The organism is Lactobacillus sp. ESL0701, from assembly GCF_029433445.1.
Taxonomy (GTDB): Bacteria; Bacillota; Bacilli; order Lactobacillales; family Lactobacillaceae; genus Lactobacillus.
Window position 1 is genome coordinate 1 of the sequence record NZ_JAQTIC010000010.1, and the last position, 13,104, is coordinate 13,104.

Genomic DNA, 13,104 nt, shown 5'->3' on the forward strand with positions numbered 1-13,104 from the left:
TCAAGAACTTTTTTCTGACCCGCTCCTGAAGAAGTTTTCAACTCCCTCAGCAGCGTTTATTATCTTACTAAACCTTCCTGCTCTTGTCAAGCTCTTTTGCTTAGTTTCTTTCGCCGCCTTGCTCTCAAGCCTTTCGCTCTCTTGCCCGACGACAGTTATTAATACTACCAACTTGTCTCCTCTTTTGCAAGCTTTTTTTGCAAAAAAATAGAATGTTATTTCTAACATTCCCTAAAAAGCCTAATTCTTCAACGGTTTTTCAATGTGAGATAATAGCAAATTAATGCACTGATAAATATCTCTTATGTCGGTTTTGCACTCATGAATGACCCAATTATAGATAATTGCATAGACACCATTAGCAACTAAATCAATTTGTCTAACCGAAAAAGCACCCCGCGGCCGCATGTAATTTTCAATGGCAATTGCAAATTCCTTGCGCAAAGCAATATAAAAATTTCTAGGGTCTTTACTAATTAGTAGCAAATTATAATAGAAAATGTGATTTTCTTTAATTTGCGTGAGCATGCGATAAAACATTCGGTTCATTGTCTCACCATTAAAACTACGCAAAGTTCTTTGTACTTGTAAAACAACCACCGACACAAACATACTCGACATGTTACTGTAATGATTGTAAAACATCCCCCTGTCAATCTGCGCCTTTTGACAAAATTCCGTTACAGTGTATTTGTCACATATCTTCTTGCTCAAGTCCCGCTTAAGAATCTTCTCAGAGTATGGTATAGCCATGTTCTAATTCTCCTATTAAATTTATTGTAATCAATATATCAATAAAAGCGCTAACATGCAATAAATTATATTTAAATATACTTCCCTCAAGTACTGTTACAGCAAAATATTGTTCTATACAAATTAAAAAAGCAAAGCTGCATTACAACTTTGCTTTTTTATTTAACGACCATTTTCACGACGCTGCTTACGTTGGCGTTTAGCCTTGCGAACTTCATGACGCTGCTCAATTTTTCGCTTCTGCGCCTTATCCTTTTGGATAGCTTGCTTAATCTTCTTCTTATAGCCAGGCTTGCGCTTTTTCTTGGCTTTTTTGACCAAACCATTTAACTTATTATCAATCTTATGGTTGGCAGCATTACGATCTGTACGGCGGTGATAATGTTTACGCGGCACCAATTCACCATTTTTAATTTCAACAAAATCAAAATGGACGCCCATTTTTTCTAATCCAGCGATTCGATTCATTTCTTCTTCACGAATTAAAGTAACAGCATGCCCAGACAAACCGTTACGACCAGTCCGCCCAATTCGGTGAACAACAAAATCCAAATCACGCGGAATTTCGTAGTTAATAACTAGACTAACACCATCAATATCAAGTCCACGTGCTGCCAAATCAGTGGCAACCACATACTGAAATTGTCCAGCTTCCACTTCCCGCAATGCACGTTTACGCTCGCGTTCAGTGATCCCACCGTGAATCTTGGCTACTTTTAAGCCTTCAGATTGCAAATATTCAGTTAGTTCATCAACTTTTTGCTTAGTATTAGCAAAGACAACTGCCAAATATGGCTGACCCATTGTCAATAATTGGTACAAAATCTTTTTGCGATTTTTAGAACCAACATCTAACAAGTCATTCTTAATTGTTCCGGAAATAACAGTTGGATTATCAATTACAATTTGCTCAGGCTTAGCCATATATTTACGCAAAAAGTTGCTTAATTGTACTGGAATCGTTGCTGAAAAAGCCGCAAACAGCAGCTCCTTCGGCATTCTCTGGGCAATGAAATCAATATCGTTTAAAAAGCCCATATCTAAGGTCATATCAGCTTCATCGATAATGAAGTCTTTAACATAATCCAAAAACAGCAGCTTCTTTTGAACAAAATCGTGCAGCCGCCCCGGCGTGGCGATTACTAATTGCGGCTTATTGCTGGTAATCTTCTTTAATTGCCGTTCACGATCTGTTCCACCAGCTAAATGAGCAATCGAAATATTCAGCCCTGAAGCATCCCGCAGTTGTCTTGCAACTTGATAAAGCTGTTCGGATAGTTCGCGGCTCGGCGCTGTAATTACTGCTTGCGTGTATGCCAATTCTGGATCAATGTCATTCAATACAGGTACTAAAAACGCATGCGTCTTTCCCGATCCAGTAACAGCCTGGACAACCGCATTCTTATGCTCTAATAAAACAGGAATAACTTCTTCCTGAACCTTAGTTGGCTGCGTAAAATTAATCTTGCTCAAGCCAGCTTGCAATTCTGGCTTGAGTTTAGCGTCTTTAAAAATATTATTCATGTGTTTTTTGATATTCCTTAGTTACTTGTACCAATTCCGCAAAAATTTGCTTAACTTCAGCTAAATCTTGAGCATTGGCGCCACTGGCTAAAGCATGACCACCACCATCATGCTTAGCTGCTAATTCATTAATGACTGGACCCTTTGAACGGTAGTGAACACGATAGGTGCCATCAGGCTTTTCGACAAAAACATTCCAAGCAATGATGTCCTTAATTCGTCCTGGTGTTGAAACCGTGCACGAGGCTTGGCTAAAATCAACGCCCAACTTATCAAGAGCTTCCTGCGTTAAAACTGCATAAGCAGCACCGCTAGGGTCAACTTTCATATAATCGAGTACTTCTGCCTGCAATTTTGCCTGCACAAATGTGACATCACTCATATTACGGGCAATTTCAGTAATATTAATTCCCGTAGCCGCCAATTTGGCAACAACGTTAAACGTATGCGCTGTGGTTTCGGGATACATGAATCGACCTGTATCGCCAACTATCCCCGCATATAACGGATAAGCAGCCTCAGCTGGCATCGGCAAATTTTCTGCCGCTAAAAAGTCCGCGATAATCTGCGAAGCAGCTGGTGCCTCATCATCAACATAACTCATATCAGCATACGGTTCAACATCTGGGTGGTGATCAATTTTAATTAAAAAATCCCCTTGATCGTATAACTTATTGGCGATCCGTGCCGTATTAGCAGTATCCGTTGTAATAACCAGTGCGCCTTGATAATCTGCTTTAGTTACCGGATCCATCTTGTTAATCCAAGCAAGATCTCCCTCATCATTTTCACCAGCACATAAAATGCGTTTGTCAGGAAAGTGCAACTTTAATGACCGCGCTAACCCAGCCTGTGAACCTAAGGCATCTGGGTCTGGGCTAGTATGACGGTGCAAAATAATTGTCGAATATTGTTCGATTTTTTGATATATTTCCGCAAAAGTGCTCATAATTACTCCTTCATCTATTAATTGTTTATCCTTTAGTTTACCAGAAAAGTCACTCAATCTGAAAATAAGTCTAAGTTGACATCTTCAAAATCAGCTTCTGAAAAATCGGTTGCCGTCACTCCCAAGAGGCGAATACCATTACTGAGAAAGTTATTCGCCAGCGGCTCAAACAATTCGCGGGCTGCTTGATAAATCTCCGTTGCATTACGCGTTGCATGCGGCAATTTGCGCCGTTTGGTCACAGTCACAAAATCATTATTGCGAATTTTTAAGACAATCGTATTGGCAAAAAAGTTACGTTCCTGCAGCTTTTCTTCCAAACTAGCAGCATAACTTCGAATATTAGTCAGTGCTGTCTGTTCATCAAAAACGCACGGCTCATAAGTGCGCTCAATGCCAATCGACTTGCGATTATGTTCATCATCAGGAACAACCCGTGACAAGTCAACCCCGTTAGCGTGCTCGGCCATCAAATAGCCCATCCGGTTAAAATGCTTAATCAATTCGCGCACATGAATCTGTTGCAGTCCCTTGCCAGTATAGATTCCCATTTGATGAAGACGTTCCTGCGTTCTGGGACCTATGCCATGAAAGTCCTCAATTTTTTGTCTTGCTAAAAAAGCCTTTGCTTCTAGAGGCAAAATTACTGTCCGCCCGAATGGTTTAGCATATTCTGAACCCATTTTTGCCAAAAATTTATTATAAGTGACACCAAAAGAACAATTCAGTCCTTCTTCCTTACGAATTCGCATCTGTAAATCAATTGCCAGTTGGACAGCCGAAGTTGAACCCAACTTATTCTCAGTTACGTCCAAATAAGCTTCATCAAGTGCAATCGACTGCACCGAATCTGTAATCTCGTGCATCATTTCGTGAATTGCTGCCGAAACAGCGCGATATTTAGTAAAATCTGGTCGCAAAAAGACCAATTTATCTGTTGGCACTAGCCTGATTGCCTTAATTGACGGCATTGCTGAATGCACACCGTACTTACGAGCGACATAATTTGCCGTCGCCACGACACCATGACCATGATTTTTTCGGGCATCTTGACCAATAATCAGTGCCTTATTTTTCAGTTCTGGATGATCGCGCATTTCTACTGAAGCATAAAAGGCATCCATATCAATATGAATAATGCGCCTGTGGGTATCATTAAGCGGCAGCAGATCATCACTTGGGCTAGTCATAAATCCAGTGTTCTGTTGTAGAATCAAAAATTTGGTCTGCCGCTTTTGGTCCCATACGATAAGGTAAATATTCCACGGGCTTTTTGCCAGCTTGATCATCCTGATGCCAGGCATCTTCAATCAAATCAATAAATTTCCAGTAATTCTTCAATTCACTCCAATGAGTAAAATTGGTTGAGTCATTAACAAAAACATCGTGCAATAAGCGCTCATAGCCGTCCGGCACTTGGGCTAGTTCAGACTTAGCAAAAGTATAATCTAAGTTTTCACGGCGAATACCACTTGTTGAAATTTTCTTACCATTAATTGTAATAAAAATTTCCATTTGCGGGTCAATCACAATGGTAATGTTGTTGGAGTGTGCTTGACCATAAGGATTAGCCATGTGCTTTAAGACAATATCAATGCGGCTTTCCTTTTCCCTAAATTCTTTCCCTGTTCTAAAATAAATCGGCACACCAGCAACAGGTCCCTTTTCGAATTTAATTTGTCCAGCTGCGTATGTTTCTGTCGTCGAGTCTTCGGCTACATTCGGTTCTTGCTTATAACCAAAGGTCGTGTCACTGCCGAGATATTGTCCGCGAACAAAGTGCTGGTCAATTTCCGTCTTAGTCGGCATTACCAGACTATCAAGCAGTTCTTGTTTAGCTTGGTGGATGCTCTTTGCAGTCAAATCAGCAGGCTGCGGCATTGCCAGCAACGTAATAATTTGAAAAATATGATTCTGCACCATATCGCGCAAGGCCCCAGAAGTTTCATAATAGCCGCCGCGGGCTTCAACACCGAGCCGTTCTGCTAAAGTAACCTGAATATTCTTAACATTGGCACTATTCCAGACATTTTTAATCAGCGGATTGGTAAACCGTAACGGCAGAATATTCTGCACCATTTCCTTACCTAAGTAATGATCAATTCGAAAAATATCGTCTTCAGCAAAAGAGGCAGTAATCTGCTTATTCAACTTTTCAGCAGAGGCAAGGTCACGCCCAAATGGCTTCTCAACAACTATTCTATTAAAGCCTGTACTTGTCAGATGTTGGTCATTAATGTGCGTTGCAATCGTACCAAAGAAGCGCGGCGCCATTGCCATGTAAAAGATTCGATTGCCTTGTGCACTATAACGATCATCAAGTTCTTGCGCTAATTCTTTAAGTGCTTGATAATGTTCAACATTTGTCACGTCATGGGACTGATAGTAAAAGTGACTGGCAAAATTTTGGATATCATTTTCGCTGACTTCTTTGTGGGTTTCATGAATTGCATCGCTAACTTGCTCGCGCAAATATTCGTGGGTCCATGGTCGCCGCGCTGTACCAATAACTGCAAAATTATCATGAATTAGACCTTGCTCGTATAAATTAAACAAAGCCGGATACAATTTACGATGGGCCAGGTCGCCGCTGCCGCCAAAAATAATCATTACAACTGGAATATTGTTCATAAGGGTACCCTTTCCTAAAATTAAACTTAAGTTAATTCCATTTTATACTATTTTGCATCCAAACATTAGTTTTTAGCCAAGCAGAGTGATAATTTTTTAGAGCAAAATAAAAAGCGTCAACTGACGCTTTTATTTAGATCTTTTATTTTTCAGTAGAATCATCGCTTGACTTTGGCTCTGCTTCATCAGACTTATCAGCAGGTTCTGCTGGCTTTTCTTCCTTTGCAGGTTCTTCTTCAGCTGGCTTATCAGTAACATTAGCTTCTGCTGGCAAAATTTGTTGAACAGCCATCCGGCTAAAAGTCAGATAAATACCATCAGCATCAACAACAACCGTCTTGTCATTAGTATCGACAGAATCAATCTTGGCATGCAAACCGTCAATTAAAATAACGTTGTCGCCCTTCTTTAATTGATTCATCATTTCCATTTTCTTTTGTTGTTGCTTCTTTTGCGGCTTAATCATTGTAAAGTACATGAAAGCAATTAAAACAATAAAGATAATAATCATCACAAAGCTGTTACTGCCATTACCCGCAGCAGCTAAAAATAAAGTATTCACTTTTACACCTCATAAATTCAAAAATATATTAGCTTCTTAATTATACATAAATTCATCGGCATTTGCACTACTCATTAGGAATCGGTAAGCCTAACTGCAAATATGCCTTCTCGGTTACCATGCGCCCGCGCGGTGTCATTAAAATAAAGCCTCGCTGCAGCAGATATGGCTCATATAACGATTCGATTGTTTCTACATCTTCACCACTATTAGCCGCTAGCGTCCGCACGCCGACTGGACCACCATGATAATTTTCAATCATTACCCGTAAAATCTTGCGGTCAGTCTGATCTAACCCCTCATCATCAACTTGCAGCTGCTTAAGTGAACTAGCAGTTGTCGCAAAGGAAATCACCTGTTCGCCCTTTACTTCCGCAAAATCACGCACCCGTCTAAGCAGCCGATTAGCTACTCGCGGCGTACCACGCGACCTACGCGCTAATTCATGAGCAGCTTCTGGTGCAATCTCAATCTGAAACACATTGCTTGAGCGCTGAATAATCTGCTCTAATTCATCAACTTGGTAATACTGTAAATGTTCAACAATCCCAAAGCGATCACGCAAGGGCGCCGACAATTGCCCAGCTAAAGTCGTTGCACCAACCAAGGTAAATGGTGGCAGCGGCACATGGACCGCGTGGGTTGTTTGACCCTCGCCAATCACAATGTCGATGTAATAATCTTCCATTGCTGAATAGAGTACTTCCTCAATCGGCTTGGCCAAGCGGTGGATTTCATCAATAAATAAAACATCCCCCGGATTAAGATCAGTCAATAACGCCACCAAATCGCCAGCTTTTTCAATTGCTGGACCACTGGTACTCTTTAAATTAACACCCAATTCATTTGCAATTACAAACGCCAAAGTCGTTTTTCCGAGGCCCGGCGGTCCGTAGAGTAGAACATGATCAAGTGCTTCATCACGCTGTTTAGCAGCTTTAATATAAACTGCTAGCTCTTTTTTAACCCGCTTTTGCCCCAAATAATCGTCTAAGTGCTGTGGTCTTAGCGAAAATTCAGTCTGCTGCTCATTTAATCCCTGACTCTCACCAGAAACAATTGAATCATCATTATCTGTCACCAGTTTCACTTCCTTTGAACACGTTACTTTTTATTATAACAAGAACTACTTCTTTAAGAGAAGGGCTAGACCCTTTTTTATATACTGGTCAGCAGTTGTCGCATCTTCCTTAGCTAATTTAGGTGCCACTCGGTCAACTTCCTTTTGGGTATAGCCAAGAGCAAGCAGTGCTAGCAAGGCATCATTAAGTTCCGGGGTGATTTCTTGATCGGCAATCTTATCCACCCGCTGCACAAAATCACCAAGCTTACCTTTTAAGTCAAGTACAATCTGTGACGCGGTCTTTTTGCCAACGCCGGGAAAGCGGGTCAAATACTTAACTTCGCCCTGCTCAATAGCTTCGGCTAGCGAATTACTATCTTCAGCTGCCATGATTGCAAGTGCCGACTTGGGACCAATACCGCTGACACTAAGCAATTTTAAAAACAGTTCCTTATCTTCTTCACTTTGAAAACCATATAAGGTAATACCCGTGTCACGAACTACCTGCTCAATATAAACTTCAGCCTGTTCATCTTGCTGATAAGCAAATGGGGTGGGACTATAAATCTTATAGCCCACACCATTAACATCAAGCACAACATAATTAGGCATAATCTTGGTAATAATGCCCTTTAAATATTCATACATTAATTATTTATCCTTTTTAAACATTTTATTTAATTCGCTTTGCCGTAACCGCACTAGAACCAGATTGCCGCGGGCATCATGGTAAGGATCAGGAGTTTGCCGTAATTTATTCAATAGTTCACTGGCTTCCGCATCTGCTAGCTTGATCCGTCCCGTAATTTCTTTTTCAGCTTGCCGGGCTGCAATTCGCTTAACCAAGCTGGCAGTATCAGTTTGGTCAACATTCAAAAAGCTATCCAAAATTGAGCGAATTGCTTCTTCAGGATTGCTCTTAATCCATGTCGGATAAGACCGCAGAATAAATGTGTCACTGCCAAATTCTTCCAAAAATAGACCAATCTGATTAATTTCTGCCAAATTATCCTTAATTTGAATAAAATCCAGATTGCCAAAGGAAAGCGTCAATGGCGTTAATAAACCCTGTTGAGTAATCTTTTGTTGTGAAATTGTCTGCTCAATTGTAATGAAGCAAAGCAGCCGTCTAACCGCAACTTGATCCACCAAATATAAGTCGTCACCATTTGCGGCAACCAAATAAGTTCTTGTTTGACCAACCAAAGTTAATTCAGGAAGATGATTAGCTAAAACTTCATCCCCTGTTGAAACAACTGCAGCACTATTTGCATGATTAACAAACGGCGGCAGCTGCCTTTGCCGGGCAACATTATCACGCCAAGTTTTGGTAATAATATAGCGGTCATCCTCACGCGGTACTGTTAAATTTACATATTGCGCGTGCTTAGGTGTTGCAATCTTAGCGGCATGACTTTCATGCACCTCATCAATAGGTACAGTCCGCTTAGTATCCACAACATTTTTATTTAAATTAAATTTAAGCTGGTCTACCAGTGTATCTTGCTTTGCTGCGGTCAAATTAGCCAACCCATCGCCCTGGTTATTTTCTTCTAAAAGTGTAGTGCTAATCGCATTCGTAATTAAACGACCAACTTCACTTTCCTTTGATAAGCGTACTTCCTGCTTAGTGGGATGCACGTTAACATCAACTAGCAGCGGGTCAACTTCAATCTTCACAATCGCAATTGGGTAATGTTTAGCAGTCAAATTTGTGCCGTATCCTGCCATCACGGCAGCTGCGAGCTTGAAATTTTTAATATAACGTCCATTTAGCAAAATCGAAACAAAATTACGTGTTGAACGAGTTAATTCTGGTTTCGATATTAAGCCAGTAACCGTAAAATCATTGTCGCTGCTGCTAAATGGCAGCATTTTTTCGGCAATATGGCGACCATAAACACTAGAAACCGTCTGCTGCAAGTTACCATTACCCGCAGTTCGTAATAAAACTCGCCCTTCATTAGTTAGCGTTAAAGCCAAATTAGGATAACCCAAAGCAATCCGGTTCACAATATCAACAATTTTCATGATTTCGGTACGGGGACTGCGCAGATACTTTAGCCGCGCCGGCGTGTTATAAAACAGGTCTTTAACTGTAATTTGCGTACCCTTTTTAGCAGCGGCATCTTCCTGGAGCTTTTTTACGCCACCAGTAAATTCAGCTCGTGTTCCTGCTGCCTCATTGGTATTAGTTAGAATTTCTACATGACTAACCGCCGCAATCGAAGCCAAGGCTTCCCCGCGAAAGCCCAAAGTACCAACATTAAATAAATCTCGTTCGTTGGTAATTTTACTTGTTGCGTGCCGGGTAAAAGCAAGATCAATTTGATCGCCAGCAATTCCCGAACCATTATCTTGCACAACAATTTCCTTTAGACCAGCATCGATAAAATCAATCCGAATTCGGCTGCTACCAGCATCGATTGCGTTTTCGACCAATTCCTTAACCACGCTCGCTGGCCGCTCAATTACCTCTCCAGCCGCAATCTGGTTAGCTAACGTTTCCGACAATTCATGAATTTGCGCCATGATTATTGCTCATCTTTCAAGTCTTCCTGCCAGTTTGCAACTAGCTGCATTACTTCAAGTGGTGTCTTATCTGCCAGATAAAGATTAGAAATCTCATCAAGGATATCTTTTTCCTTACCTTTAACTTCATCTGCTGACTCTTCAAGGTTATCACCCGCAGCGGCAGCTTCATTAGTATTAAATAAGTCTAATTGTGTCGCTGCTGGTCCTAAGTTACTGCCTTGAGCTTCAAGCCGCTTTAACAATTTGGTTGCTTCACGCAAGACTTTGCGCGGTAATCCCGCTAATTGCGCCACGTGGATACCGTAACTTTGATCTGCTGGTCCCGGTAGAATTTTATGTAAGAAAATCAACTTGCCATTTTCTTCGGTTGCTCCAACGTGAATATTCTTCAGATGAGGTAATTTTTGCTCCATTGCCGTTAACTCGTGGAAATGTGTCGCAAATAAAACTTTTGCCCCAACTTCATCATGCAGATACTGGACAATTGCGCCGGCTAATGCCATCCCGTCATAGGTTGCCGTACCACGACCAATTTCATCAAATAATACCAAGCTGCGCTTAGTAGCTGCTTGCAATGCCGCATTGGCTTCCGTCATTTCAACCATAAAGGTACTTTGACCCGAAATCAGGTCATCGGCAGCCCCGATTCGCGTGAATATCTGGTCAAAAATCGGTAGTTCAGCACTATCTGCTGGCACAAACGAACCGACCTGCGCCATCACTGCAATCAGTGCCATTTGCCGCATGTAGGTACTCTTACCAGACATGTTCGGACCAGTAATCAAGAAAATATTAGTATTTTCGTCAAGCTTAACATCATTAGGAATGTAAGCACCCGCCTTCATTACCTTTTCAACTACGGGATGACGTCCTGCAATAACCTTCACGTCTTGATTGACAGTATGGAACACGGGCCGGCAATAATTATTTTCTTCGGCAACTTGCGCAAACGAACAAAAGACATCAAGACTGGCTAGTTGGGCAGCTAATTTTTGTAAAGCAGCAATGTACTTCTTGACTTCTTCACGCAATTTAACAAACAAATCATATTCCAAATCTGTCGACTTGGACTGTGCTTCTAAAATTAAATTCTCGTGTTCCTTTAATTCTGGGGTAATGTAACGTTCCGCATTAGTTAACGTTTGCTTTCTGGTGTAACGCTCAATTGGCACCTTACTCTTGTTGGAGTTCGTCACTTGAATATAGTAACCAAAGACCTTGTTATAACCAACCTTGAGGTTATCAATTCCTGTTTTTTGCCGTTCCGAAACTTCCATTTCGGCTAACCACTTCTTACCATTATTCATTGCATCGCGGTAGCGATCAAGCTGGCGATCAACGCCAGGGCGAATAAGTCCACCATCAGTAGTCGCAATCGGTGGCTGGTCAACAATTGTCGTCGTAATTAATTCTGCTACACCCTTTAGCGGATCAATCTTAGTGGCAAAATTCTGCAAAACCTTGCTATCAGCGTCTTGTAATGCTGTCAAAATTATCGGTACTGCTTGCAAAGAATGAGCTAACTGCAATAATTCACGGGCGTTAACACTGCCAAAGGCAATTCGACCTGTTAACCGCTCCAAATCATAAACACCCTTGAGAGCATCAATAATGTTTTCACGGGTAAAATAGCCATCAAGCAGGGCTTGCACCATTTCTTGGCGCTTAGTCAATTGGTCAACTGATAATAGCGGCCGCGCCAGCCACTGCTTGAGCAAACGCCCGCCCATTGCCGTATGCGTCTTATCAAGTACCCAAAACAAGGAGCCCATCTTTTTGCCAGTTTTTGCAGAAGCGGTTAATTCTAAATTGTTCTGCACCGTGTGCGACATTTGTAAATACTGACTGACTTCATAGCTTTGCGCGACCTGCAAGTGTGCCAGACTGCGCTTCTGCGTCGTCAGTAAGTAACCAACTAGCTGTTGAACCGCTGCTTTTTCCACATGATTAGCCAAATTTTGTTCAACAAAAGACACTTCGGCATGTTTTTCAGTTAATTCAACTGGCGCCGAAACCGTAATATTGGCTTTATTGAAAAACTCACTGTCGGTATCACTTAAATGGCCATTATAAACAACCTCGCGCGTGCGTAATGACAATAATTCATTCGCTACGGCCGCAAATGTCTTTAAGTGAGTCGCAAAAATTTCACCAGTTGATAGATCACTATAAGCTAAGCCGAAGCCGCTCTTAGTTGTCACTACTGATGTTAAATAATTGGCATCTTTGGCTTCGCTTGGCTTGTCATTCATCCGTGTACCCGGTGTCACCAGCTGGATAATTCCCCGCTTAACCATTCCTTTGGCATCTTTAGGATTTTCCAATTGCTCACACAAAGCGACCTTATAGCCCTTCTCTACTAAGGTATCAACGTAAGAATCAACCGCAACGTGGGGCACACCTGCCATTGGAATTGGGTTTTCACTCTTATTCGAACGGTGCGTCAAAGTTAATTCCAAAATCTGGGCACCCTTAACCGCATCATCTTCAAATAATTCATAAAAGTCACCGACGCGATAAAAAAGGAAGGCATCGGGATATTGCTTTTTAATTTCGTAATATTGCTCCATCATCGGAGTTGTACTTGCTTTGGCCATTTATTCCTCTTCTTCTTTGCTATTACTGCTATATTATACGCTATCTCTTGAAGCAAAAGAAAAAAGACCACTAGTTAATGATCCTTTTCTTAAATTTTCTAATTAGTTCAACTTTACAATTTGCATTCTGACATAGGTATGCAAAAACAACTAGCAAATAAATTTTTTTCAAGCTTATTAGTTATAACAATAATACAATTTATTTGATTATTTTTAAGTAAATTTAAATCACAAAAACAATTTAAGTTTAATAATAATATATAAATTATTATAAGTATACTTTTAGTAAAGCTAAAAGTAATAACTCGATATTTATCAGCATTTATAAGCATTTTTATTGTTTTTACATGTATCCGTATAATATAATAAAAATACAGATTTAATAAGTGCTTATATTTATACGTAATTTATTAAGTCAATAAATAAATATATGTGTACAAAAAATCGTTTCTCATAGGTAGTACGAGAAGCGATTTTTTCATTATTTTGT

General features: G+C 40.7%; 11 protein-coding genes. 1 reads left to right on the top strand and 10 read right to left on the bottom strand.

What is annotated here, in order from left to right:
- Positions 1 to 211, top strand: a 211-nt coding sequence (locus PT281_RS07505) for a hypothetical protein (protein ID WP_277153423.1), incomplete at its 5' end; no start/stop codon positions are given.
- Between the two features lie 29 nt (positions 212 to 240).
- Here the strand turns inward: PT281_RS07505 and PT281_RS07510 are convergent.
- The 10 genes from PT281_RS07510 to mutS all read right to left on the bottom strand — a co-directional run bounded on the left by PT281_RS07510 (position 241) and on the right by mutS (position 12,590).
- On the bottom strand, positions 241 to 753 hold the full coding sequence (locus tag PT281_RS07510) for a hypothetical protein (protein WP_277153425.1): 513 nt from the start codon (positions 751 to 753) through the stop codon (positions 241 to 243).
- A gap of 162 nt (positions 754 to 915) precedes the next feature.
- Positions 916 to 2,277, bottom strand: a complete 1,362-nt coding sequence (locus PT281_RS07515; RefSeq protein WP_277153427.1) for a DEAD/DEAH box helicase — start codon at positions 2,275 to 2,277, stop codon at positions 916 to 918.
- The gene (locus tag PT281_RS07520; protein WP_277153429.1) at positions 2,270 to 3,226 is read right to left on the bottom strand and encodes a bifunctional oligoribonuclease/PAP phosphatase NrnA; all 957 of its coding nucleotides are present in this window, start codon (positions 3,224 to 3,226) and stop codon (positions 2,270 to 2,272) included. Before PT281_RS07520 ends, PT281_RS07515 begins: the two co-directional genes overlap by 8 nt.
- Before the next feature lie 53 nt (positions 3,227 to 3,279).
- Positions 3,280 to 4,416, bottom strand: a complete 1,137-nt coding sequence (gene dinB / locus PT281_RS07525) for a DNA polymerase IV (RefSeq protein ID WP_277153431.1) — start codon at positions 4,414 to 4,416, stop codon at positions 3,280 to 3,282.
- The gene (zwf, locus tag PT281_RS07530) at positions 4,409 to 5,857 is read right to left on the bottom strand and encodes a glucose-6-phosphate dehydrogenase (RefSeq protein WP_277153433.1); all 1,449 of its coding nucleotides are present in this window, start codon (positions 5,855 to 5,857) and stop codon (positions 4,409 to 4,411) included. Before zwf ends, dinB begins: the two co-directional genes overlap by 8 nt.
- A 142-nt stretch (positions 5,858 to 5,999) precedes the next feature.
- Positions 6,000 to 6,419 (bottom strand): preprotein translocase subunit YajC, encoded by a 420-nt coding sequence (gene yajC / locus PT281_RS07535; RefSeq protein WP_277153435.1) that lies wholly within the window; start codon positions 6,417 to 6,419, stop codon positions 6,000 to 6,002.
- Positions 6,420 to 6,486: 67 nt separating this feature from the next.
- Complete coding sequence (gene ruvB, locus PT281_RS07540) at positions 6,487 to 7,509, bottom strand: Holliday junction branch migration DNA helicase RuvB (RefSeq protein ID WP_277153437.1); 1,023 nt, start codon at positions 7,507 to 7,509, stop codon at positions 6,487 to 6,489.
- Between the two features lie 36 nt (positions 7,510 to 7,545).
- Positions 7,546 to 8,130, bottom strand: a complete 585-nt coding sequence (gene ruvA, locus PT281_RS07545) for a Holliday junction branch migration protein RuvA (protein ID WP_277153439.1) — start codon at positions 8,128 to 8,130, stop codon at positions 7,546 to 7,548.
- A gap of 3 nt (positions 8,131 to 8,133) precedes the next feature.
- Positions 8,134 to 10,014 (bottom strand): DNA mismatch repair endonuclease MutL, encoded by a 1,881-nt coding sequence (gene mutL / locus PT281_RS07550; RefSeq protein ID WP_277153441.1) that lies wholly within the window; start codon positions 10,012 to 10,014, stop codon positions 8,134 to 8,136.
- Positions 10,015 to 10,016: 2 nt separating this feature from the next.
- Positions 10,017 to 12,590, bottom strand: a complete 2,574-nt coding sequence (gene mutS / locus PT281_RS07555; RefSeq protein ID WP_277153501.1) for a DNA mismatch repair protein MutS — start codon at positions 12,588 to 12,590, stop codon at positions 10,017 to 10,019.
- Between the last annotated feature and the right edge of the window lie 514 nt (positions 12,591 to 13,104).